Origin of the sequence: Streptomyces sp. col6 (genome assembly GCF_008042035.1) — a bacterium.
Lineage (GTDB): Bacteria > Actinomycetota > Actinomycetes > Streptomycetales > Streptomycetaceae > Streptomyces.
Genome location: NZ_RDBL01000006.1, coordinates 1,597,166 through 1,621,369, shown reverse-complemented (window position 1 = coordinate 1,621,369; position 24,204 = coordinate 1,597,166). Strand labels below are relative to the sequence as shown.

The following is a 24,204-nucleotide window of genomic DNA, read 5'->3' as shown; positions in this document are numbered from 1 at the left end:
GCCTTGCTCAATCGTCTTCGTCGCTGTGCAGCCGCCGTCGTACGGACAGCAGTTCCACTTCCGGCCGGGCGGCGACAAGGCGCTCGCACCGGTCGAGTACGTCTGTGAGGTGCCGGGTGTCCCCGGAGACCACGGCGAGGCCGATCTCGGCCCTGCGATGGAGATCCTGCCCGCCCGTCTCCGCCGCGCTCACCGCGTACTTGCGCTGGAGTTCGGCAACGATCGGACGGACCACGGAACGCTTCTCCTTCAGCGACCGTACGTCGCCGAGAAGCAGGTCGAAGGACAGTGTCCCCACATACATGTATGTCCGGATGTCCCGCCGGTTCGGGTTCGTGCCCCGCCGATGATCGGCGGGGACACCAGAACCGTACACGGAACGGCCGGGGCCGATCGACGGAAATAGGTCCCGTCGACCGGCCCCGACTGTTGAGGTACGGGTCAGCCTCGCGGCTTCTCGCGCATCTCGTACGTCGCGATGACGTCGTCGATCTTGATGTCGTTGAAGTTGCCGAGGTTGATACCGCCCTCGAACCCTTCGCGGATCTCGGTGACGTCGTCCTTGAAGCGGCGCAGACCGGAGATGGTGAGGTTCTCCGCGACGACCTTGCCGTCACGCAGCAGGCGCGCCTTGGTGTTGCGCTTGACCTCGCCGGACCGGACGAGCACACCGGCGATGTTGCCCAGCTTGGACGAGCGGAAGATCTCGCGGATCTCCGCCGTACCGAGCTCGACCTCTTCGTACTCCGGCTTGAGCATGCCCTTGAGGGCCGCCTCGATCTCCTCGATCGCCTGGTAGATGACCGAGTAGTAGCGGACGTCCACACCCTCGCGGTCGGCCATCTGCTGCGCACGCCCGGCGGCGCGCACGTTGAAGCCGATCACGATGGCGTCGGAGCCGGTCGCCAGGTCGATGTCCGACTCGGTGACCGCACCCACACCGCGGTGCAGGACCCGGATGTCGACCTCTTCACCGACGTCGAGCTGGAGCAGCGAGGACTCGAGAGCCTCCACCGAACCGGACGCGTCGCCCTTGATGATGAGGTTGAGTTCCTGGACCAGACCGGCCTTGAGCGCCTCGTCCAGGTTCTCCAGGGAGAACCGGACACCCTTGCGGGCGAAGTTGGCGTTGCGCTCGCGGGCGGCACGCTTCTCGGCGATCTGACGGGCCGTACGGTCCTCGTCGACGACCAGGAAGTTGTCGCCGGCACCCGGGACGTTGGTGAGACCCAGCACGAGGACGGGGGTCGAGGGACCCGCTTCCTCGACGTTCTCGCCCTTGTCGTCGAGCATCGCACGGACACGGCCGTAGGCGTCGCCGACCACCATCGTGTCGCCGACCCGCAGGGTGCCTCGCTGGACCAGGACGGTCGCGACGGCGCCGCGGCCGCGGTCGAGGTGGGACTCGATCGCGATGCCCTGCGCGTCCTGCTCCGGGTTGGCCCGCAGGTCGAGCGAGGCGTCGGCGGTGAGGACCACGGCCTCCAGCAGCTGGTCGATGTGCAGACCCTGCTTGGCGGAGATGTCGACGAACATGGTGTCGCCGCCGTACTCCTCGGCCACCAGACCGAACTCGGTGAGCTGGCCGCGCACCTTGGTCGGGTCGGCACCCTCGACGTCGATCTTGTTGACCGCGACCACGATCGGCACGTCGGCCGCCTTGGCGTGGTTCAGCGCCTCGATCGTCTGGGGCATCACACCGTCGTTCGCCGCCACCACGAGGATCGCGATGTCGGTGGACTTCGCACCACGGGCACGCATGGCGGTGAACGCCTCGTGACCGGGGGTGTCGATGAAGGTGATACGGCGGTCCTCGCCGTTGACCTCTGCACCGACCTGGTACGCACCGATGTGCTGCGTGATGCCGCCGGCCTCGCCCGCGATGACGTTCGTCTTGCGGATGGCGTCGAGCAGCCGGGTCTTACCGTGGTCGACGTGACCCATGACGGTCACGACCGGCGGACGGGAGACCAGGGCCTCTTCGCCGCCCTCGTCCTCGCCGAACTCGATGTCGAAGGACTCGAGCAGCTCGCGGTCCTCCTCCTCCGGGCTGACGATCTCCAGGACGAAGTTCATCTCGTCCGCGAGGAGCTTCAGCGTCTCGTCGGAGACGGACTGCGTGGCCGTGACCATCTCGCCGAGGTTCATCATCACGCCGACGAGCGACGCCGGGTTGGCGTTGATCTTCTCGGCGAAGTCGGTGAGCGAGGCACCGCGCGACAGCCGGACGGCCTGTCCGTTGCCGCGAGGCAGCATCACGCCGCCGACCGACGGGGCCTGCATGGCCTCGTACTCCTGGCGCCTCTGCCGCTTCGACTTGCGGCCACGACGCGCGGGACCGCCGGGACGGCCGAAGGCGCCCTGCGTGCCACCACGGCCACCGGGACCGCCGGGACGGCCACCGAAGCCGGGACGGCCGCCGAAGCCACCGCCACCGCCGGGACGGCCCGCGCCGCCACCGCCACCGCCGCCACCGGGACGGCCGGCGAAGCCGCCGCCACCGCCGCCGGGACCGGCCGGACGGCCCGCGAAGCCACCGCCGCCGGGACGGCCCGCGCCGCCCGGACGACCGCCGCCGCCGGGACCGCGGCCACCGCCGGGGCCACCACCGGGACGCGGGCCGGCAGCGGGACGCTGCGGCATCATGCCCGGGTTGGGACGGTTACCACCGGGAGCACCGCCCGGACGGGGCGCCTGCGGCCGGGGCATGCCACCCGGGCTCGGACGGGCGCCACCCTGGCCCTGCGGGCGCGGGGCGCCGCCGGGGCCGCCCTGCGGACGCGGGGCGCCGGGACGCTCCTGGCCGCCACCGGGACGCGGGGCGCCGCCGGGACGGGGTGCCTGCGGACGGGACATGCCCGTCGAGCCACCGGAGGTGAAGGGGTTGTTGCCCGGACGGGGACCGGCCGGACGGGCGCCGCCGGGGCGCGGGGCGCCCTGGCCGGCGGGTCGCGCGGGGCGGTCGCCACCGCGCTGGCCACCGTCACGCTGGCCGCCGTCGCGCTGACCGGCCGCGGGGGCCGGACGGGCGGGACGGGGGCCGGGGGTCGCGCCGGCGGGGCGCGGTGCCTGCGGCGTGGTCGGCTGGGCCGGGGCCGGAGCCGAGAACTCCGCGGCGGGCACCGGTGCGACCGGGGCCTTCGGCGCGGGCTTCGGACCCGGACGCGGGCCGGGGGCCGGCGCCGACGGGGCGGAGGGGGTGCTGCTCGGGGCCTCGGCGGCGGCCGGCTTGGGGGCCGGGGCGCCGGGCTTCGGGGCAGCGGGACGTGCCGCGGCGGCCGGGGACGGCGCCGCGGGCTTGGCGGGCGCGGCCTTACGGGGCGCGCCCGGCTTCGCAGCGGACTTGCCGGCGTTGCCGCCGGGCCCCTGCAGTGCGTCAGTCAACTTGCGTACGACCGGCGCCTCGATCGTCGAGGACGCCGAACGTACGAATTCACCGAGTTCTTGGAGCTTGGCCATGACGACCTTGCTCTCCACACCGAACTCCTTGGCGAGTTCGTATACCCGGACCTTAGCCACTTCGCTCCTTTTAGGTCCGGGTTACCGCCGGACCGTCGCTACTTCATGGGCGTACTCATCGCGTACTCATCGAGTGCTCATCGCAATCTCGACCTACTTCCAACTCGCGAGGTACCTGACCGCACGGGGACCCGTGCCGTTCATTTCTTACGGTGTCACCCGCTCGACGAACCGCTGTACCGCGGTGGGGTCGAACGGCCCCTTGGCCTTGAAGGCCCGGGGGAACGCCCGGCGGCGAACCGCCAGGTCCAGACATTCGGGGACGGGGTGCACGTACGCACCCCGGCCGGGCAGCGTACCGCGAGGATCGGGGACGCAGGCGTCCCCGTCCGCGACGATGCGCAGCAACGCGTTCTTGGCCGCCCGCTCCCGGCATCCCACACAGGTTCGCTCAGGGCAAGCGCGGGCGTGCGTCCGGCCAGACACGCTTAAGTCTACCTCCCCGCACCGACCTCACCCCTTTGGGGCAAAAATCGAACGTACGTTGTCGTGATCTCAGCGGCGTGCCGACGTGATCTATTCCCTCGGGGCCGCCCGGAGCTTCGTCAGCGCCGCTCGGAACGCTCCCTGGCCCGCTCGGCGCGCTCGCGGTCGGCGACATCGCGCTCGGCGTCGGTCTCGGTGTCCGGGCGGATGTCGATGCGCCAGCCGGTCAGGCGGGCGGCGAGACGGGCGTTCTGCCCCTCCTTGCCGATCGCCAGCGAGAGCTGGTAGTCCGGCACGGTCACCCGGGCGGAACGGGCGCCGAGGTCCACGACCTCGACCTCGCTCACCCGTGCGGGTGACAACGCGTTGGCGACCATCTCCGCCGGGTCGTCCGACCAGTCGACGATGTCGATCTTCTCACCGTGCAGCTCGGCCATCACGTTGCGGACGCGTCCGCCCATCGGGCCGATGCAGGCGCCCTTGGCGTTGAGGCCGGAGCGGGTGGAGCGGACCGCGATCTTGGTGCGGTGGCCGGCCTCGCGGGCGATCGCGCAGATCTCGACGGAACCGTCGGCGATCTCCGGGACCTCCAGCGCGAAGAGCTTCTTCACCAGGTTGGGGTGGGTCCGCGACAGCGTGACCGAGGGACCGCGCACACCCTTGGCGACGCGCACGACATAGGTGCGCAGCCGCAGGCCGTGGGTGTACTCCTCCCCCGGCACCTGCTCCTGCACCGGCAGGATGGCCTCCAGCTTGCCGATGTCGACCAGGACGTTCTTCGGGTCCTTGCCCTGCTGGACGACGCCGGTGACGACATCGCCCTCGTGGCCCGCGTACTCGCCGAACGTGCGGTCGTCCTCGGCGTCGCGCAGACGCTGGAGGATGACCTGCTTGGCGGTGGTGGCGGCGATCCGGCCGAAGCCCGACGGGGTGTCGTCGAACTCCTTGGGCTCCTGCCCCTCCTCCAGGTCGGCGGGGTCCTCCTTGGCCCACACCGTCACATGGCCGCGCTCGTCCAGCTCCACGCGGGCCCTGCGGTGGCTGCCGTCCGTGCGGTGGTACGCAATGAGGAGGGCCGACTCGATCGCCTCGACGAGGACGTCGAACGGGATCTCCTTGTCCTGCGCCAAGCCCTTCAGGAGCTTCACGTCGATGTCCACGGCTACGCCTCCTCTTCCTTCTTGTCCTTGCGGTTGAATTCCAGCTCCACGCGGGCCTTGGCGATCTCGTCGAAGGCGATCCGGCGGGCGGTGGGCTTGCGGCCCTTGACGCCCGGCACCTCCAGGTCGAGACCGTCCTCGTCGACCGCGAGGATGCGGGCCACCAGCTCGCCGCCCTCGCTCAGGGTCAGCCTGGCCAGCCGGCCGGTGTTGCGTACGTAGTGGCGGTGCTCCGTCAGCGGGCGGTCGGCCCCGGGGGAACTGACCTCCAGGACGTACTCGTCCTCGCCCATCGCGTCGGTCTCGTCGAGCTTCGCGGAGATCGCCCGGCTCAGCTCGGCACAGGTGTCGAGCTCGACACCCTCGTCGGAGTCCACGACGATCCTCAGCACCCGGCGGCGGCCTGCCCGGGAGACTTCGATCTCTTCCAGCTCCAGCTGCTCGGCGCTGACGAGCGGTTCGACCAGCCCGCGCAGCCTCTCGCTCTGGGTGGTGCTCATCCGGGTGACTCCTCGGCCGCGTGTGCTGTTGTGGGTATCTCGCGTGTCTGGTCAAAGGGTATCCGGTCGCAAGGGGTGTTGCTGTCCGCCGGCCCCCCGCGCGCGGGTACGCTCACAGGCGGTGATCACTTCCGGACAGATCCAGTCAAGACAGGTCCAGCCCGAAGGAGAACAAGTGCGGCGTACGGGGACGACGCGCAGGGGCGTGCTCGCGGCGACGGGCGCCCTCGCCGCCGGGGCTGTGCTGCCGGGCTGCGGAAGCGACGCCGACGACACGGGCGGGGCCCGCAAGGGTTCCGCGCACGGCGGCGCGCGGACCGCCGCCGACGGCACGTCCTCCGTGCGTACACAGACGGCGCTGCGCACCAGTGCCTCGCGCACCACGGCGACTCTGCTCGCCGGTTACGAGCACGTGCTCAGGACCCATCCGTCGACGGCGGCCGGGCTCACCCCCCTGCGTGACGCCGTCCGCGCCCATCTGACGGCCGTCTCCCCCGGCAAGGCCCCCGCGCTCGCCCCGGCCCGCTCGCTCGCCACCGGCCCTGCCGCCGCGGTCAAGGAGCTGGCCGCCGCCGAGCGCACCGCGGCGGACGCCTACACCGCGTTGGTCCTGGAGGCACCCGGGGAGCTGGCCCGGCTGCTGGCCTCGGTGGCCGCCGCCAGCGCGGCGCACGCCTACCTGCTCACCGAACTGGCCAAGGAGACCTCCGCATGAGCGACGGCACGGGCGACGGCGCCCTGGAAGCGGCCCAGGCGGCGCTGGCCGCCGAGCACGCCGCCATCTACGGCTACGGGGTCGCCGGCGGCCGGGTCGCCGCGGCGCGCCGGGCCGAGGCCACCACCGCACACCAGGCCCACCGGGCCCGCCGGGACGCCCTGGTGCGCACGGTCCGGGACCTGGGCGGTGAGCCGGTGGTCTCGGACGCCGCGTACGCTCTGCCGTTCGCGGTGCCGGACGCGGCGGCCGCGGTGCGTCTGGCCGCCGTGCTGGAGGACCGCGTCGCGTACGTCTACTCCGACCTGGTCCGGGCCGCCGAGGGGTCGCTGCGGCGCACCGCCGCCGACGCGCTGCGGGAGGCCGCCGTACGCGCGGCGCGCTGGCGGGGCAGCGGCGTACCCTTTCCCGGGCTCGCCGAGCGGGCCGGGGCGAAGGCCGGAACGGACACGCGGGCCGGGGCCGCCGCCGCGCACTGAAGAAGGCGCACACAAGAAGGCTCTGAAAGGGAACACGGCACGTATGGGTTTTGAACCGCCGCGGCGTCTGGTGCGAGCGCTCGGCGAGTCGTACGGGGATACGGCCGCCGGGGACTGGCTCGCGGGCCTTCCCGCACTGACCGAACAGGCGCTGGCCGCGACGGGGCGCGCCCCGGTCGTGGAGCGGGTCGCCGCCCCCGGCGGGCGCAGCAGTCTGGTCCTGCTGGTCCGGGGGGCCGACGGCACCCCGGCCGCCCTGAAGCTCGCCCCGGCCGGTGCCGCGCCCGGCCTGGAGCTGGCGGCGCTGGCGCACTGGAACGGCTGGGGCGCGGTACAACTGCTCGATCCCGTGGACACCGGGCGCCCCGTCGAGGGCACGCTGCTGCTGGAGCGGCTGCATCCGGAGATGTCGCTGCGTTCGCTGCCGGAGGCGAAGGCGCTGCTGGAGGCGGCCGGGACGGTGCGGCGGCTGTGGGTCGATCCGCCGGCCGGGCACGCCTTCGAGACGGTCGGGGAACGGACCGGGCGGCGCACGGACGCCATGCGCGCCGCCGCCGCGGCCGACCCGGCGCTGGAGCCGATGGTCACGGCGGCCCTGGCGGCGCGCGAGGAACTGGTCGCCGACTCCCCCGAGACGCTGCTGCTGCACGGCAACTTCCGGCAGAGCAAGGTGCTCGCGGGCGAGCGGGCGCCCTGGCTGACGGTCGGGCCGGAGCCGCTGGTCGGCGAGCGGGCCTACGATCTGGCGCGGCTGGTCCGGGACCGGGTCGAGGACCTGATCGCCTCGCCCGCCGGAGCGACGACGGCCCGGCGCCGGATCAAGAAGCTCGCGGAGTCGCTGGACGTGGACCAGGGACGGCTGCACGGCTGGACGCTGTTCCGGGCCGTGGAGTCGGGCACCCGGGCGCTGGCCGCCGGACGCCGCCAGGAGGGCGAAGTGACGCTGGAGTTCGCGGGCTGGCTGTAGGTCATGCGCGAGGGCCCCGCACGGAGTGTTCCGTGCGGGGCCCTTACACGTGGGATCAGTCCTGCTGCTCGGTGAGGCGGGCGATCGCCTCGTCGACGGTCAGCTCCTCGCGCTCGCCGGTGCGGCGGTCCTTCAGCTCCAGGACGCCTTCGGCCGAGCGGCGGCCGGCGACCAGGATCTTCGGAACGCCGATCAGCTCGGAGTCGGTGAACTTGACGCCGGGCGAGACGCCGGCGCGGTCGTCGACCAGGACGCGCAGGCCGGCGGCGCCCAGCTTCTCGGAGACGTCGAGGGCCAGTTCGGTCTGGAGGGCCTTGCCGGCGGCGACCACGTGCACATCGGCCGGGGCGACCTCGCGGGGCCAGCACAGGCCCTTGTCGTCGGCGGTCTGCTCGGCGAGGGCGGCCACCGCGCGGGAGACGCCGATGCCGTACGAACCCATCGTGACGCGGACGGGCTTGCCCTGCTGGCCGAGCACGTCCAGCGCGAAGATGTCGGCGTACTTGCGGCCGAGCTGGAAGATGTGGCCGATCTCGATGGCGCGGTCGACCTGGAGGCCGGTGCCGCACTTGGGGCAGGGGTCGCCCGCCTCGACGACGACGACGTCCAGGTAGTCGTCCACCTCGAAGTCGCGGCCAGCAACGACGTTCTTCGCGTGCTTGCCCTCCTTGTTGGCGCCGGTGATCCAGGCGGTGCCTGCGGCGACGCGGGGGTCGGCGATGTAGCGGACCTTCTCCAGGCCCTGGGGGCCGACGTAGCCGCGTACGAGGTCGGGGCGGCCCACGAAGTCCTCGGCGGTGACCAGCTCGACGACGGCGGGCGCCAGGTGCTCGCCGAGCTTGCCGAGGTCGACCTCGCGGTCACCGGGCACGCCCACGGCGACGATCTCGCCGTCCACCTTGACCAGCAGGTTCTTCAGCGTGGCCGAGGCCTCCACGCCGAGGTGGGCGGCCAGGGTCTCGATGGTCGGGGTGTCGGGGGTGTCCAGCTCCTCGACGGGCCCGGCTCCCGAGGCGTCGCCGGCGGTGGCGTTGAACGTCACGGCCTCTGTGTTGGCCGCGTAGTCGCAGTTCGGGCAGTCGACGAAGGTGTCCTCGCCGGCGGGCGCGGGGGCCAGGAACTCCTCGGAGGCGGAGCCGCCCATGGCGCCGGAGACCGCGGAGACGATGCGGTGGTCCAGGCCGAGCCGCTCGAAGATCCGGATGTAGGCGGCGCGGTGCAGCTGGTACGCCTCGACCAGGCCCTCGTCCGTGGTGTCGAAGGAGTACGAGTCCTTCATCTGGAACTCGCGGCCGCGCAGCACACCGGCGCGGGGGCGGGCCTCGTCGCGGTACTTCGTCTGGATCTGGTACAGGATGACGGGCAGGTCCTTGTAGGACGAGCACATGTCCTTGACGACCTGGGTGAAGATCTCCTCGTGGGTGGGGCCGAGGAGGTAGTCCGAGCCCTTGCGGTCCTGGAGGCGGAACAGCAGGTCGCCGTACTCGTCGTAGCGGCCGCTCGCCTCGTAGGGCTCCTTGGGCAGCAGGGCGGGGAGCAGGACCTCCTGGCCGCCGATGGCGTCCATCTCCTCGCGGACGACGCGGGTGATGTTCTCCAGCACCTTCTTGCCGAGCGGGAGCCAGGACCAGATTCCGGCGGCGGTGCGTCGTACGTAGCCGGCTCGGACGAGGAGCTTGTGGTTGAGCGTCTCGGCGTCCGCCGGGTCGTCGCGCAGTGTCTTGATCATCAATCGGGACATGCGCTGGACCTGGGCCATGGTGAACTCCTGCTCGGAAGGGTGATGGGCCCGAGGTTAGCGGGGCGGCCCGTGCGGGCGGAAATCCATTCCTTCACGCACGGCGCAGTGGCAGGGGCGCTCCCATCACCGCGTACGGCTTGGGTGCGCTGGGGAACAGCACCTGGCGGGCCAGGTCCTGGTAGCCGAGCGAGCGGTAGAGGCCGCGCGCCGGGCTGTCGGTGTCGATCGCGGAGAGGATCGAGCGGGGCTCGGGCACCGCGTCCGTGACGGTGGTGATGAGCGTGCGGCCGATGCCCCGGTTCTGGAAGTCCGGGTGGACGTGGAGTTCGGTGATCACGAAGGCGTCGTCGAGCCAGTGGGCGCTGCCGGTGGCGCGGAGATAGGGCTCCACGACAGTGGACCACCAGTGGCCGCGCTCGTTGGGCATGCCGTACACGAAGCCGACGAGCCGGCCCCCGGGGGTCAGGGCGCCGAGCGCGCGGGCCTGCGGGTGGTCGAGGTGCCGGAGCACGATGTGGCGGCGGACCTCGATCTCCTCGGCGCTCAGGCCGAAGGCGACGGCCTGGACGGCGAGCGCCTCGTCGACGCGCGCCGCGAGGTCGATCGGCCCGACGTGGACGCCGGTGGTGCGGGGGCCGCCCCCGGAAGCTGCTGCCATGGACCGACCCTACTGTCCGGGCCGCCGTGGCGTGGCCCGGTCAGAACAGCACGCTCATGAAGGCGCCGGTCTCCCGGAAGCCGATGCGGCGGTACGCCTTGCGCGCGGGGGTGTTGTAGTCGTTGACGTACAGGCTGACGACCGGGGCGACGTCGGCCAGCGCGTATCGCAGCACGGCGGCCATGCCGGTCTCGGAGAGGCCGCGGCCGCGGAACTCGGGGGCGACCCACACGCCCTGGATCTGGCAGGCCTGCGGGGTGGTGGCGCCGATCTCCGCCTTGAAGACGACCTTGCCGTCGTCGATCCGGGCGAACGAGCGCCCGGCGGCGACGAGTTCGGCGACGCGGGCCTGATAGAGGAGTCCGCCGTCGCCGGCCAGCGGGGAGACGCCGACCTCCTCGGTGAACATGTCCACGCAGGCGGGCATCAGGATGTCCATCTCGTCCTTGCGGACGCGGCGGACGAGCGGGTCGGGCTCCACCTCGGCGGACGGGCTCTCGGTGACCATGAGCGGCTGGTTGGCCCGGACGTCGCGGGCGGGGCCCCAGCCTGGTTCGAGGAGCCGCCACAGCTGGGCGGTGGGCTCTGCGGGGCCGACGATCGAGGAGCAGCGGCGGCCGGCCCGTCGGGCGCGTTCGGCGAAGGCGCGTACGGCCTCGGGGCCCGCGCAGATGGGGACGAGGTTGGCGCCCGAGTAGCACAGGGAGCGCAGCCGGCCGTCCGCGTACCAGCCCCACATCTCGCCGCCGAGGCGCCAGGGGTCGAGTCCGGCGATCTGGACGCGGGACGTCACGAAGGCGTTGGCCACGGGCTCGCTCTCCAGGACGGCGAGGGCGGCGCCGAGGTCGCTGGGTTCGAGGACCCGGGTAGTGGTGTGCGTCAACACGAGGGGGCCTCACCATGCGGTCTGCTGATTTCCGCACTGTAACCGAAGAGCCTGAGCGACGCCGCCCGTGCCCGGGAACAGCTGTGCGCGGACCGCCGGGGGCCCGCGCGCGGCAGCGCCCCGCCGGGGTGTCCGGCGGGGCGCTGTCGGAGGTCGTGCGGGGTCAGCTGATGGAGACCTCGGGCTCGCCGGAGGCGACGCCGTCCTTCTCCATCTGCTCGGCGATCTTCATGGCCTCCTCGATGAGGGTCTCCACGATCTTCGACTCGGGCACGGTCTTGATGACCTCGCCCTTGACGAAGATCTGGCCCTTGCCGTTGCCGGACGCGACGCCGAGGTCGGCCTCGCGGGCCTCGCCGGGGCCGTTGACGACACAGCCCATGACGGCGACGCGCAGCGGGACCTCCATGCCCTCCAGACCGGCGCTGACCTGGTCGGCGAGCTTGTACACGTCGACCTGGGCACGGCCGCAGGAGGGGCAGGAGACGATCTCCAGGCGGCGCTGCTTGAGGTTCAGCGACTCCAGGATCTGGAGGCCGACCTTGACCTCCTCGGCGGGGGGCGCGGACAGCGAGACGCGGATGGTGTCGCCGATGCCCTCGCTGAGCAGGGCGCCGAAGGCGACGGCCGACTTGATGGTGCCCTGGAAGGCGGGGCCGGCCTCGGTGACGCCGAGGTGCAGCGGGTAGTCGCACTGGGCGGCGAGCTGGCGGTAGGCGTTGACCATCACGACCGGGTCGTTGTGCTTGACCGAGATCTTGATGTCGCGGAAGCCGTGCTCCTCGAAGAGCGACGCCTCCCAGAGCGCCGACTCGACGAGCGCCTCGGGCGTGGCCTTGCCGTACTTCTTGAGCAGCCGCGCGTCGAGCGAACCGGCGTTGACGCCGATCCGGATCGGGGTGCCGGCGTCCTTCGCGGCCCGCGCGATCTCCTTGACCTTGTCGTCGAACTGCTTGATGTTGCCGGGGTTGACCCGCACCGCCGCGCAGCCGGCGTCGATGGCGGCGAACACGTACTTCGGCTGGAAGTGGATGTCCGCGATCACCGGGATCTGCGACTTCGAGGCGATCGTCTTCAGGGCGTCCGCGTCGTCCTGCGTCGGGCAGGCCACCCGCACGATCTGGCAGCCGGACGCGGTCAGTTCCGCGATCTGCTGAAGCGTCGCGCCGATGTCCGACGTACGCGTCGTCGTCATCGACTGGACCGAGACCGGCGCGTCCCCGCCGACCGCCACCGAGCCGACCTGGATCTGGCGGCTGACCCGCCGTTCGGCGAGCTTGGTCGGAACGGTGGGCATTCCGAGAGAAATCGCAGTCATGCGCTGAGCATCCCCAAGGTGTGGATCGAGGTCCCGGTATCGGCGGGCTCCGGCCTTCGAGGTTACGTCACCGGGGGCGGCCGGGAGCACACCGCGTCCGGCCCCGCACGGAATGTCCGCCCGGCCGGACGCAGCCCGCGCACCACCCGTCACTCGCGGTGCATGCGGCGCGTCCGGCCGGCACCCGTCAGGTGATCTTGACCGGGTTGACCACGTCGGCGACGAGGACGAGCAGGGTGAAGCAGATGAAGACCCCGGCGACCACGTAGGCGACCGGCATCAGCTTGGCGACGTCGAACGGGCCGGGGTCGGGGCGCTTGAAGACGCGTGCCGTGTTCCGGCGCAGCGCCTCCCACAGGGCCCCCGCGATGTGGCCGCCGTCGAGCGGGAGCAGCGGCAGCATGTTGAAGAGGAACAGCGAGAGGTTGAAGCCGGCCAGCAGGAACAGCATCATCGCGATCTGGTTCTCCGCCGGGACGTCCAGCGTCATCACCTCGCCGCCGATGCGGGCCGCGCCGACGACGCCGACCGGGGAGTCCGCCGCTCGCTCGCCGTCGCCGAAGGCCGCGTCCCACAGGGAGGGGATCTTGGAGGGCAGGGCGATGATCGAGTCGACGCCGTTCTCCACCATGTCGCCCATGCGCACGACCGAGTCGCCGAAGGAGAGCGGGAGGATCTTCGTCTGGGCGGCGAAGCCGAGGTAGCCGGCCGAGACGAATTCGCCGGCGACCGCCTCGCCGTGCGAGTCCTTCTTGGCGACGGCGTTCTTCAGGAGGACCGCGTGCAGGTCCTTCTCCTGTCCGTCGCGTTCCACGGTGATGGTGGCGGGGCCGATGGTGTCGCGGATGCGGTCGGAGAGGGCGTCCCAGGAGTCCATCCGCACGCCGTCGAAGGCGACGATCTTGTCGCCCTTCTTCAGCCCTGCGGCCTGCGCGGGCGAGACGGCGTCGGACTTCTTGCAGGTGTCGCGCTGCGCGCTCTGCGGGATGACGCACTTCTGGACGCCGGCGACCTCGGTGGTGTTGGTCTGGAAGCCGAAGGACATGGCGACGCCGAGGAAGATCGCCACGGCCAGGACCAGGTTCATGAAGGGTCCGGCGAACATGACGATCACGCGCTTCCACGGCTTGCGCGTGTAGAACAGGCGCGTCTCGTCGCCCGGTTCCAGCTCCTCGAAGGCGGCGGATCTGGCGTCCTCGATCATGCCGCGCCAGGGCGAGGTGGAGCGCGCCTCCAGCTTGCCGTCGGCGCCGGGCGGGAACATCCCGATCATGCGGATGTAGCCACCGGCCGGAATGGCCTTGATGCCGTACTCGGTGTCGCCCTTCTTGCGCGACCAGACGGTCGGGCCGAAGCCGACCATGTACTGGGGGACGCGGATACCGAAGAGCTTGGCCGTCGACAGGTGGCCCAGCTCGTGCCAGGCGATGGAGAAGAGCAGGCCGAGGGCGAAGACGGCGATACCGAGGATCGTCAGCAGGATCGTCGTCATGCTCATGCGCGTGCCTCCGCAGTGGCCTTGGCCGAGAGTTCCCGGGCCCGGGTCCGCGCCCAGGTCTCCGCTTCAAGTACGTCCGCGACGGTGAGAGAAGTTCCCGATGCGGGCGTTCCGTGCTCTCCCACCACCGCGGTGACCGTGTCCATGATGCCGTTGAAGGGCAGTGCGCCGGACAGGAACGCGTCGACGCACTCCTCGTTGGCCGCGTTGAAGACGGCGGGCGCGGTGCCGCCCAGCGCACCCACGTGCCGGGCGAGGCCGACGGACGGGAAGGCCTCGGTGTCCAGCGGGAAGAACTCCCAGCTGGAGGCCTTCGTCCAGTCGAAGGCGGGGGCCGCGTCCGGAACGCGCTGCGGCCAGCCGAGACCGATGGCGATCGGTCCGGACATGTCGGGCGGGGTCGCCTGGGCGAGCGTGGAGCCGTCGGTGAACTCGACCATCGAGTGCACGTACGACTGGGGGTGGACGACGACCTCGATGCGGTCGAAGGGGATGTCGTAGAGGAGGTGCGCCTCGATGACTTCGAGGCCCTTGTTGACCAGGGTCGCCGAGTTGACCGTGATGACCGGGCCCATCGCCCAGGTGGGGTGGGCGAGGGCCTGCTCCCGGGTGACACCGTCGAGCTCGCTCCTGGTCCGGCCGCGGAACGGGCCGCCGGACGCGGTGACGACGAGCCGGCGCACATCGGCGCGGGTGCCGGCCGCGAGCGCCTGGAAGAGGGCCGCGTGCTCCGAGTCGACCGGGATGATCTGGCCCGGCGCCGCCAGCGCCTTGACCAGGGGGCCGCCGACGATCAGGGACTCCTTGTTGGCGAGCGCCAGGGTCCGGCCCGCCTTCAGCGCGGCCAGGGTCGGGGCCAGGCCGATGGAGCCGGTGATCCCGTTCAGCACCGTGTGGCAGTCGCTCGCGGCCAGCTCGGTCGCCGCGTCGGGGCCGGCGAGGATCTCGGGGAGCGGCTCGGCCGTCCCGTACTCGTGCCGCAGCGCCTCGCGCAGGGCGGGTACGGCCTCGGGCGAGGCGACCGCGACCGTGCGCACCTTGAGGAGGCGCGCCTGCTCGGCGAGGAGGCCGACCCGGCCGCCGGCCGCGGACAGCGCGGTGACGCGGAAGCGGTCGGGGTTGCGCAGCACCAGGTCGATGGCCTGGGTGCCGATGGACCCGGTGGAGCCGAGGAGGACGAGGTCCCGGCGGCCTTCCGTGGCGTCGAAGACGAGGTGCGGGTCGGCGAGGGGGGCAGGGCTGTCGGTCATGGCCCCCATTGTCGCCGCTCGTTCCGTGTGCGGGGACAGGGCGTCCCGGATCGCGCCGCTCGTGTCCCGTCCCCGCGCCCCGCCTCAGCCGGTGGCGGCGGCGAACGCCTCGTGGAAGCCGGGGAACGTCTTGCGCACGCAGCCGGGGTCGTCGAACGTGATGCCGGGGGTGCGCAGGCCGGTGACGGCGAAGGACATCACGATGCGGTGGTCGCCGTGGGTCTCGATCTCCACCGGCAGGGGCGTGCCGGGCAGGATCTCGATCCAGTCGGGGCCCGTGGTGACCGTGATGCCCATGCGCCGCAGGTTGTCCGCGCACGCCTCCAGCCGGTCGCACTCCTTCACGCGGGTGTTGCCGACGTCCTCGATGCGTACGGGCCCCGAGGCGAAGGGGGCGATCGCGGCGAGCGTGGGCATGGTGTCGGAGATGTCACGCATGTTGACGGTCAGGCCGCTCAGGGTGCCGGTGGAGCGGACCGTGGTGGAGTCGGCGGTCATGTGCACGTCGGCGCCCATGCGGCGCAGCACGTCGGTGAAGCGCAGGTCGCCCTGGAGCGCGCCCTTACCGAGTCCGGGGACGGTGATCTCGCGGCCGGTGAGGGCCGCCGCGGCGAAGAAGTAGCTCGCGGTGGAGGCGTCGGGTTCGACGGCGTAGGTGGCGGCGCGGTAGCCGCCCGGCGGCACGGTGAAGACGGTGTCGCCGGGGCCGCTGCGGGTGACCTCGACGCCGAAGGAGCGCATCATCGCGAGGGTGATCTCGATGTAGGGCGCCGAGACAAGGTCGGTGACGGTGATCCGCAGCCCGGTCTCCGTGAGCGGGCCGAGCATCAGCAGGGCGGTGAGGTACTGGCTGGACTGCCCGGCGTCCAGGGTGAGTTCGCCGCCCTTGATGCCGGCCGCCTCGATGCGCAGCGGGTGGTGGCCCTCGGCCTCCTCGTGGCGCAGGTCGACGCCGAGGGTGCGCAGGGCCTCGGTGAGCGGGGCGAGGGGGCGGCGGCGCATCTGCGCGGAGGCGTCGAAGCGGTAGCTGCCGCGGGCGCCGGCCGCCGCGAGGGTCGGCAGGAAGCGCGCGGTGGTGGCCCCGTCCCGGCAGTAGACGTCGGCCTCTTCGGCGGCGGGCCCGTCCGGGCGGCCGGTGAGGTGCCAGGCCTCGGCCTCCCGCCCGACCTCGTAGCCGAGCGCGGTCAGCCCGGCGGCGAACCCCTCGGTGTCGTCGGAGGCGAGGGGGCGTACGAGCGTGCTGCGGCCGTTCGCGGCGGCGGCCAGGAAGAGGGCGCGCGCGGTGACGGACTTGGAACCGGGGACATGGATGACGGTCACGGGCGTCCATCCTGCCGTGGACCGGGACGTGCGGCGGGGCGCGTCCAGCGACTGGACGCGCCCCGCGGTGCGCTGTGGCCCGGAACGGTGGCTCAGCGGATGGGCCGGTGGACGTTGTCCTTCGTGGACGGGCCCGGGGTGGCGTCGGCGATCCAGGGGCCCTCGCCGCTCGGGTCGACGACGCCCTCCTCCAGCCAGCCGTACGTGCCGGACAGCACACCGTCGACGACGCGCCGGTCCAGGTCGTCGGTGTTGGACCAGAGCCGGGTGAACAGCTCCTCGACGCGGATGCGGGCCTGGCGGCAGAAGGCGTCGGCGAGCTGGTACGCCTCGCGGCCGTGCTCGTCCGTGGCGCGCAGGTGCTCGGCGCGGACGCAGGCGGCGCTCATCGCGAAGAGTTCCGCGCCGATGTCGACGATCCGGCCGAGGAAGCCCTGCTTGGTCTCCATCCGGCCCTGCCAGCGGGACATGGCGTAGAAGGTGGAGCGGGCGAGCTTGCGGGAGGCGCGTTCGACGTACCGCAGGTGCGTGGCCAGGTCCGGGTGGCCCGCCGGGTTGAACTCGGCGTAGGTGGTCGGGAGCTGCCCCGGTCCCGCGACGAGCTTCGGCAGCCACTTGGCGTAGAAGCCGGCCGCGTTGGCGCCCGCCTTCGCCTTGGCGGAGAGCGGCTTGTCGGGGTCGATGATGTCGCCGGCGACCTTGAGGTGGGCGTCGACGGCCTCCCGGGCGATCAGCAGGTGCATGATCTCCGTGGAGCCCTCGAAGATCCGGTTGATCCGCATGTCGCGGAGCATCTGCTCGGCGGGCACGGCCCGTTCGCCCCGGGCGGCGAGGGACGCGGCGGTCTCGAAGCCGCGTCCGCCGCGGATCTGGACCAGTTCGTCGGCGATCAGGCAGCCCATCTCGGAGCCGTACAGCTTGGCGAGCGCCGCTTCGATACGGATGTCGTTGCGGTCCTCGTCGGCCATCTGCGAGGAGAGGTCGACCACGGCTTCGAGGGCGAAGGTGGTCGCGGCGATGAAGGCGATCTTGGAGCCGACGGCCTCGTGCCGGGCGACCGGCCTGCCCCACTGCTCGCGGACGGCGGACCACTCTCGGGCGATCTTGAGGCACCACTTGCCGGAGCCGACGCACATCGCGGGCAGCGAGAGCCGCCCGGTGTTGAGCGTGGTGAGGGCGATCTTGAGGCCGGAGCCCTCGGGCCCGATGCGGTTCGCTGCCGGGACGCGCACCTGGTGGAAGCGGGTGACGCCGTTCTCGATGCCGCGCAGGCCCATGAAGGCGTTGCGGTGCTCGACGGTGATGCCGGGGGCGTCCGCCTCGACCACGAACGCGGTGATGCCGCCCTTGCTCTCCGGCGACTCCGGTACGCGTGCCATGACGACCAGCAGGTCCGCGACGACACCGTTGGTGGTCCACAGCTTCACGCCGTCGAGGACGTAGTCGTCCCCGTCCCGGACGGCGGTGGTGGCGAGCCGCGCGGGGTCGGAGCCCACGTCCGGCTCGGTGAGGAGGAACGCCGAGATGTCCGTACGAGCCAGCCGGGGCAGGAAGGTGTCCTTCTGCTCCTGGGTGCCGAAGGTCTTCAGCGGCTGGGGCACGCCGATGGACTGGTGGGCGGAGAGGAGCGCGCCGATCGCCGGGCTCGCGGAGCCGGCCAGGGCGAGGGCCCGGTTGTAGTAAACCTGGGTCAGGCCGAGGCCGCCGTACTTGACGTCGATCTTCATGCCGAGCGCGCCGAGTTCCTTGAGGCCGTTGACGACCTCGTCGGGGATCCTCGCCTCGCGTTCGATGAGGGCGCTGTCGACCCGGGTCTCGCAGAACTCGCGGAGCCGGGCGAGGAATTCCTCGCCGCGCCGGACGTCCTCGCCGGCGGGCTGCGGATGCGGGTGGATCAGATCCAGGCGGAAGCGGCCCAGGAAGAGTTCCTTGGCGAAACTGGGTTTGCGCCAGTCCCGTTCCCGCGCGTCCTCGGCCACCTGGCGCGCTTCGCGTTCGGTCACCTTGGGCGTGGGCTGTTGTGCGGATGGAGCGGACATGAGGGCTCACCTCGCCGCGTCGTCGGGTGGGTGGACCCGGCAGGCGCACGGGCGGCCCCGGGGGGCCGTGAGCCGTGCGTACCTGTCCGGTTCTACTCGTCCGTATGTACCCGATTACGGCCGCCCCGACCAGCCTCGGGGCGCCGATCGGGTCGGCCGCCACTCCAGTGCCCGCCGCCGGATGCGGCATGCGTCCGCGTGAGTGTCAGAGGGCGAGGCCGGTGAGGACGAGGACGCGCTCGTAGGTGTAGTCGTCCATCGCGTAGCGGACGCCCTCGCGGCCCACGCCGGACTGCTTGGCACCGCCGTACGGCATCTGGTCGGCGCGGTACGAGGGGACGTCGCCGATGATCACGCCGCCGACCTCCAGCGCGCGGTGGGCGCGGAAGGCGGCCTGGATGTCATGGGTGAACACGCCCGCCTGGAGCCCGTACTGCGAGGCGTTGACGGCGGCGAACGCCTCGGTCTCGCCGTTCACCTTCTGCACCGAAAGGACCGGTCCGAAGACCTCCTCGGTGGCGAGGGTGACGCCGTCGGGCAGGTCGGCGAGGACGGTCGGCGCATACGTCGACCCGTCGCGCTTGCCGCCCGCGAGGAGCTGGGCCCCGGCGGCGACGGCCTCGTCGACCCAGGACTCGACGCGCCGGGCGGCGGCCTCGTCCACGAGCGGACCGACCTCGGTGGCAGGGTCGGACGGGTCGCCGGTGACCTGGGCCTCCACGGCGGCGACGATCCTCGGCAGCAGCCGGTCGTGGACGGCCGCGTCCACGATGACGCGCTGCACCGAGATGCAGGACTGGCCGCCCTGGTAGTTGGAGAAGGTCGCGATGCGGGTCGCGGCCCAGTCCAGGTCCTCGTCGGAGGCGTAGTCGCCGAGCACGACGGCGGCGCCGTTGCCGCCGAGTTCCAGCGTGCAGTGCTTACGGGGCACCGAGTCCATGATCGCGTAGCCGACGGGGGCGGACCCGGTGAAGGAGATCACCGGCAGCCGCTCGTCCTGGACGAGGGCGGGCATCCGGTCGTTGGGCACCGTGAGAACGGACCAGGAGCCGGCCGGCAGGTCCGTCTCGGCCAGCAGCTCGCCCAGGATCAGCGAGGAGAGCGGGGTCGCCGGGGCGGGCTTCAGGATGATCGGGACGCCGACGGCGATGGCCGGGGCGACCTTGTGGGCGCTGAGGTTCAGCGGGAAGTTGAAGGGCGCGATGCCGAGGACGGTGCCGCGCGGAAAGCGCCGGGTCAGGCCGAGCCGGCCGGTGCCGCCGGCGTCGGTGTCCAGGCGCTGGGCCTCGCCGCTGTTGAACCGGCGGGCCTCCTCGGAGGCGAAGCGGAAGACGGACACGGCGCGCCCGACCTCGCCGCGCGCCCACTTGATGGGCTTGCCGTTCTCGGCGGAGATCAGCTGGGCGATCTCCTCGGTGCGCTCGGCCAGCCGGCGGGCCACGTGGTCCAGCGCGGCGGCGCGGACGTGGGCCGGGGTCGCGGCGAACTCCTCGCGCACGGCGTGCGCGGCGGCGACGGCCTCCTCGACCTGGGCCTCGGTCGGGACGGAGACCGTGCCGACGAGGCGCCCGTCCCAGGAGTTGGTGACGTCGAAGCTTTCCTCGCCGGTGGCCTGGCGGCCGGCCAGCCAGAAGGCGTGGGTGGAGGTCATGGCGTTCCGGCCCTTCGATGACGTGGGGTGTGTCCGCCCCCACGGTAGGGCCGGGGAGGTCGCCTGGCGTTTGTCCGGCGTGGAGCGGACCGCGACCCGGGTGCGCCTTATTGGCCAGGGGGTGTGGTGACCTTCAGGGCGAGCCACAGCTCCATGCGGACGTCCGGGTCGTCCAGCGAGCGGCCGAGGATCTCCTCCACCCGCCGCATCCGGTAGCGCAGGGTGTGCCGGTGCACTCCGAGGTCGGCGGCGGCCGCGTCCCACTGCCCGTGGTGCGAGAGCCATGCCCGTACGGAGGCGACCAGGTCGCCCCGGCCCTTGGCGTCGTGTTCGTACAGCGCGCGCAGCATGCCGTCGGCGAAGGCCCGGACCGCGTCGTCCGCGAGCAGCGGCAGCACGGACCCGGTGGCCAGTTCCGCGTGCTCGACCAGGGCCCTGCCCCGGCGGCGGGCCACCGAGAGGGCCTGTTCGGCCTGCTTGTACGCGGCGGACACGGCGACCGGGCCGGCCGGGGCGGACATGCCCACGACGACATCGGTGTCCTGGGCGGCGGCCGGCTCGCGCGGGGTCAGATCGTCCTGCGCTCGGGCGTACGCCGCGCAGGCGGCCACCGCCTCGCCACCGTCGGCTGCCAGCACCAGCAGGCGTCCGCCCTCGGGCACCATCAGCAGGGTCTCGCCGGACCGGTCGGCGGCGGTGTCCATGGCGTCGGCCAGCAACGCCGTGGCGGACGGGTCCGGCGCCTCGGCGATGAGCAGCCGGAACGGGGCGTCGAGCAGCCCGCCGTAGAGGTCCCCGGCGACGGCGCGGGCGTGATCGGGCTGGCCGGCGAGGAGCATCCGCAGGACCGCAGCGCCGAGACGCTGTTCGGCGCCCTGGAGGGCGCGGGAGCGGGCGGTGGTGAGGGTGAGCAGGGCGACCGCGGAGTGCACGGCGTACCGCTCGGCGGTGCCGAGGGCCGCTCCGGTGCCGACGGCCAGGGCGCCGCGGACCCTGCGGCCGGTGCCCAGGGACTGGAGTTCGACGCGGTCGTCGGTGTCGCCGACGACCATGCTGGCCGGGGCCGGGCGGGCGCGCAGCCGCTCCACCTCCGGGGTGAGCCGGGCGGCACGGCGGGCCGCCCAGTCGGGGGCGGCGGCCACGACGGCCCCGGCGGCGTCGTAGAGGGCGGCCCAGCCGTTGACGTGGGCGGCGAGGCGGGCCAGGAGCGCGTCGGGGCCGTCCCCGGCGAGTGCTGCGCTCGTCAGCTCCCGCTGCGCCTCGAAGCCGGCGGTCACGGCCCGGTACTGATCGGCGGCGATCTGCGAGGAGACGGCCTTGGCGATGGCGATGAACGGGGTGCGGCGGGGCACTTCGAGCAGCGGCAGGCCCGCTTCCTCGGCGGCCCCGATCAGAGGCCGGGGCACCTCGTCGTAGTTGACCCCGACGGCGAAGCCGAGCCCGGCGACCCCGGCGCCGGCCAGCCGGCGCACATAGCGGCCCATCGCCTCCGGGTTCTCCGCGTCCAGGTTGGTCGCGGTGACCAGCAGCAGTTCGCCGCCCTCCATATAGGGGACGGGGTCGGTCAGCTCGCTGGCGTGCGCCCAGCGCACCGGTGTGTCGAGGCGGTCCGCCCCCGCGCGCACCGTGAGTCTGAGCGCCGAGTGCTGGACGAGCGAGGCGAGCGTGGGCGGCATGGGGAGGAGAGCCTTCGGCAGGGGGCGATTTCGCCGTCCCGTATGAACGGCTCACTTCGATTCTGCCAGGGTGGCAGAGTCCCTGTCACCGCAGCCACTCGCGCCGCTCCCGCCCCTTCCGTCCCGGCCCCGCCGTCAGCCGGCCAGCCGCACGAGCAGCGGGGGCATGTGCTCGCCGCCGACCGTGGTCAGCGAGAGCACCGCGTGGCCGGGCGGCAGTTCGTAGGCGAGGGCGGAGGCGGACCAGCGCTCCCGTTCGACCTGGCGCACGGTCACCGCGTCCGTGGTCACGGCCTTGCCGGTGGCCATCTTGCGCAGGGAGTGCAGGGCGCGAGTGAGCGGCTGGTCGGCGAAGACCCCGTGCTGGGCGACCTCGCGGACCTCCACCCACTCCTTGCCCCAGGCCTCCGCGAAGCGCTTGCCGTCCCAGGTGGTGAGGCCGGGGAAGACCATGGTGCAGCCGAACGCCCCGAGCAGTGCCGCGTGCAGTCCCTCGGGCACGTCGTCCAGGGTGCGCAGGGCGAGGACCGCCCCGGCGTTGACGGACCGCAGCCGCCGGATGCCCCGGACGGTGTCGGCGGTGACGGTGTGGGTGGCGTCGTCGAGGACGAGGCAGACGAACAGGGAGCGGTCGGTGCGGGCGGCGGCGACGGCGTTGAACTGGGCGAGCACCAGACGGGCCAGGACGCGGGACGCCTCGGCGTGGACACGCTCGGGCAGGTCGACGCGGACCCGCAGCGGGTGCCGGCCCAGGGAGCGCAGGGAGAAGGGGCGGGCGTCCTCACCGGTGGCGAAGAAGCCGGCGAAGGCGGGGCGGTCGAGCGTGGCGATCCGGTCCGCCAGGACGGCGGCCGGGTCGGCGGCGGAGCCCGCCTGGCGGGCCCTGGCCTCCAGTTCGCGCAGCATCGCGTGGTGTCCCCCGGTCTCCAGGGTCTGGCGCAGACTGCCCAGCGCGGCGGCGGAGCCCTCCAGGAGTTCGCGGAGTTCGGGAACGGACGGGAAGCGGGCGTGGACGGCACGGAACGGGCCGAGCAGCTGGCCGAGCGCGGTGGCCGCGCGGCGGGTGTCCAGGGTGGGGATGTCCCCGGCGAGTCCCTCCGCGAGGGCCGCCGCCGCCTCGTCGGGGTCGCTCGTGCCGCCGTACAGGTCGAAGTCGTGCAGGGACGCGGGGTCGCCGATCCGGATGACCACGTCGTAGGCGTCGTCCGGGCCGAGCGCACCGCCCGCACCGCCGACGGCGAGCACCGCGGCCTGTCCGGTGAGCGCCCGCAGGGCGAGGGCCTCGACGACGGGCGCGACGACCCGGTCCGTCTTGCCGGAGCCGGGCGGGCCGACGGCCAGCAGGGAGGTGCCGAGCGCGGCGGGTTCGAGGGCCAGGCCGGAGCCCCGGCGCGGGTAGGGGTTGCGCGGGTCGTCGGCGCACTCCCCGATCCGGACCTGGCCGGTCAGCGGGTCGTGGGTGGCGGTGCGCCGGGGCACGTCCCGCAGGCCGGAGGGGTGCAGATAGGCGTCGGCGCCCTTGCGGAGCACGGTGTCGGTGAAGGACGCCAGCCGGTCGGGGCGGCCGCGCGCCCCGGTCCAGGCGTGGCGCAGCCGTACGCAGTCCACGTCGTTCAGCCGGCCCGCGTACACGGCGGCGGTCAGCGCCTCGGCGGCGTCGGTGGAGCCGGCGGCGCGCAGCTCGGGCCACTGCGCGCGCGGGGGGCCGTCCTCCGGGTCGGGGGCCGCGGACGGCTCCTGCGGGGCGGGCTCGCGGCGCAGGAACGGGCCCAGCTCCGTCGACCAGTGGCCGGTCCGGGCGAAGGGCCAGACGATGGCCGAGGCGATCAGGGCGTACAGGACGAGCGCGACGAGCAGGGCGGCGTACTGGTTGCCGCCGCCCTGCATCCAGCTGGTGGGGACCGCGGGGAAGACGAGGTCGGCGAGGGGGACCTTGCGCGTCCAGACGAGCCACAGGGTGAGCAGCGCGCCGCCCAGGGTGAGCACGAGCCGGGCGCGGGCGAAGTTCGGACCGGTGAAGTGGCGGAAGACGACCGCCCAGCCGCCGACCCGGGCGGCCCAGAAGCCGAGGCCGAGGATGAGGACCTGGTAGTAGAGGGTCGTGGAGTTGACGACGAGGGCGGGCGCGTCCTCCCTGAGCCCGCCGAAGGACCACCACTCGGGGCCGGTGATGATCTCGATCGGCTTGCTGACGTAGGGGACGCTGCGTTCGGTGAGCAGCAGCCACAGCAGGAGCCAGAGGACGAGGGTGGCGGCGGGGCCCACCAGCGAGGGGCGGGACGTGCGCTCGGCGGGCCGGGGCACGAAGCGGTACCGCCAGATGCCGGGGCCGGCCTCGGGGCGTGGCGCGTCGAGCCAGTCGGCGGTGGGCGCGGCGCCACCCGGGACCGGGGTGTGCGCG

At 72.8% G+C, this 24,204-nt stretch carries 19 protein-coding genes; 3 read left to right on the top strand and 16 right to left on the bottom strand.

The features are described 5' to 3' along the window. Positions 1-7 precede the first annotated feature (7 nt). The 5 genes from EAO73_RS11280 to rimP all read right to left on the bottom strand — a co-directional run bounded on the left by EAO73_RS11280 (position 8) and on the right by rimP (position 5,605). The gene (locus tag EAO73_RS11280; protein ID WP_018521454.1) at positions 8-304 is read right to left on the bottom strand and encodes a DUF503 domain-containing protein; all 297 of its coding nucleotides are present in this window, start codon (positions 302-304) and stop codon (positions 8-10) included. 137 nt (positions 305-441) lie between these two features. Next, positions 442-3,519 carry a translation initiation factor IF-2 gene (gene infB / locus EAO73_RS11275; RefSeq protein ID WP_147971227.1) on the bottom strand — a complete coding sequence of 1,026 codons (3,078 nt, stop codon included), beginning with the start codon at positions 3,517-3,519 and terminating at the stop codon, positions 442-444. A gap of 147 nt (positions 3,520-3,666) precedes the next feature. Next, the gene (locus tag EAO73_RS11270; RefSeq protein WP_191133992.1) at positions 3,667-3,945 is read right to left on the bottom strand and encodes a YlxR family protein; all 279 of its coding nucleotides are present in this window, start codon (positions 3,943-3,945) and stop codon (positions 3,667-3,669) included. Between the two features lie 119 nt (positions 3,946-4,064). Beyond that, entirely contained in the window at positions 4,065-5,105 is a 1,041-nt protein-coding gene (gene nusA, locus EAO73_RS11265) for a transcription termination factor NusA (RefSeq protein WP_147971225.1), read from the bottom strand. Between the two features lie 2 nt (positions 5,106-5,107). Beyond that, positions 5,108-5,605 carry a ribosome maturation factor RimP gene (gene rimP / locus EAO73_RS11260; protein WP_147971224.1) on the bottom strand — a complete coding sequence of 166 codons (498 nt, stop codon included), beginning with the start codon at positions 5,603-5,605 and terminating at the stop codon, positions 5,108-5,110. Positions 5,606-5,780: 175 nt separating this feature from the next. Between rimP and EAO73_RS11255 the strand changes: the two genes are divergently transcribed. From EAO73_RS11255 to EAO73_RS11245, 3 genes are read left to right on the top strand one after another with little or no spacing between them, the layout of a single operon-like run. After that, positions 5,781-6,320, top strand: coding sequence for a hypothetical protein (locus EAO73_RS11255; protein WP_147971223.1), 540 nt, complete (start codon positions 5,781-5,783; stop codon positions 6,318-6,320). Then, a complete protein-coding gene (locus EAO73_RS11250; protein WP_147971222.1) occupies positions 6,317-6,799 on the top strand; it encodes a ferritin-like domain-containing protein in 483 nt (160 codons plus the stop codon). The genes EAO73_RS11255 and EAO73_RS11250 overlap by 4 nt, the downstream gene beginning before the upstream one ends. A 43-nt stretch (positions 6,800-6,842) precedes the next feature. Further along, complete coding sequence (locus tag EAO73_RS11245) at positions 6,843-7,766, top strand: aminoglycoside phosphotransferase family protein (RefSeq protein ID WP_147971221.1); 924 nt, start codon at positions 6,843-6,845, stop codon at positions 7,764-7,766. Positions 7,767-7,821: 55 nt separating this feature from the next. On the opposite strand, the gene EAO73_RS11240 is transcribed toward EAO73_RS11245, so the two are convergent. The 11 genes from EAO73_RS11240 to EAO73_RS11190 all read right to left on the bottom strand — a co-directional run. Then, positions 7,822-9,525, bottom strand: coding sequence for a proline--tRNA ligase (locus EAO73_RS11240; RefSeq protein WP_147971220.1), 1,704 nt, complete (start codon positions 9,523-9,525; stop codon positions 7,822-7,824). Positions 9,526-9,598: 73 nt separating this feature from the next. Next, the gene (locus tag EAO73_RS11235; RefSeq protein ID WP_147971219.1) at positions 9,599-10,165 is read right to left on the bottom strand and encodes a GNAT family N-acetyltransferase; all 567 of its coding nucleotides are present in this window, start codon (positions 10,163-10,165) and stop codon (positions 9,599-9,601) included. Positions 10,166-10,205: 40 nt separating this feature from the next. Continuing rightward, positions 10,206-11,051, bottom strand: coding sequence for a GNAT family N-acetyltransferase (locus EAO73_RS11230; protein WP_191133991.1), 846 nt, complete (start codon positions 11,049-11,051; stop codon positions 10,206-10,208). A 163-nt stretch (positions 11,052-11,214) separates the two neighbouring features. Further along, positions 11,215-12,369, bottom strand: coding sequence for a flavodoxin-dependent (E)-4-hydroxy-3-methylbut-2-enyl-diphosphate synthase (gene ispG / locus EAO73_RS11225; RefSeq protein ID WP_147971217.1), 1,155 nt, complete (start codon positions 12,367-12,369; stop codon positions 11,215-11,217). A gap of 187 nt (positions 12,370-12,556) precedes the next feature. Next, positions 12,557-13,867, bottom strand: coding sequence for a M50 family metallopeptidase (locus EAO73_RS11220; protein ID WP_147971216.1), 1,311 nt, complete (start codon positions 13,865-13,867; stop codon positions 12,557-12,559). Next, positions 13,864-15,126 (bottom strand): 1-deoxy-D-xylulose-5-phosphate reductoisomerase, encoded by a 1,263-nt coding sequence (gene dxr / locus EAO73_RS11215; protein ID WP_191133990.1) that lies wholly within the window; start codon positions 15,124-15,126, stop codon positions 13,864-13,866. The genes EAO73_RS11220 and dxr overlap by 4 nt, the downstream gene beginning before the upstream one ends. Positions 15,127-15,201: 75 nt before the next feature. Then, positions 15,202-16,437 carry a 3-phosphoshikimate 1-carboxyvinyltransferase gene (gene aroA, locus EAO73_RS11210; RefSeq protein ID WP_147971214.1) on the bottom strand — a complete coding sequence of 412 codons (1,236 nt, stop codon included), beginning with the start codon at positions 16,435-16,437 and terminating at the stop codon, positions 15,202-15,204. Between the two features lie 92 nt (positions 16,438-16,529). Then, complete coding sequence (locus tag EAO73_RS11205) at positions 16,530-18,476, bottom strand: acyl-CoA dehydrogenase family protein (RefSeq protein ID WP_147971213.1); 1,947 nt, start codon at positions 18,474-18,476, stop codon at positions 16,530-16,532. A gap of 205 nt (positions 18,477-18,681) precedes the next feature. Then, positions 18,682-20,127, bottom strand: coding sequence for an aldehyde dehydrogenase family protein (locus tag EAO73_RS11200; RefSeq protein WP_147971212.1), 1,446 nt, complete (start codon positions 20,125-20,127; stop codon positions 18,682-18,684). Positions 20,128-20,234: 107 nt separating this feature from the next. After that, complete coding sequence (locus EAO73_RS11195; protein ID WP_147971211.1) at positions 20,235-21,803, bottom strand: PucR family transcriptional regulator; 1,569 nt, start codon at positions 21,801-21,803, stop codon at positions 20,235-20,237. A 135-nt stretch (positions 21,804-21,938) separates the two neighbouring features. After that, positions 21,939-24,204 (bottom strand): ATP/GTP-binding protein (locus tag EAO73_RS11190; RefSeq protein ID WP_224756233.1); only part of this gene is annotated, 2,266 nt, incomplete at its 5' end.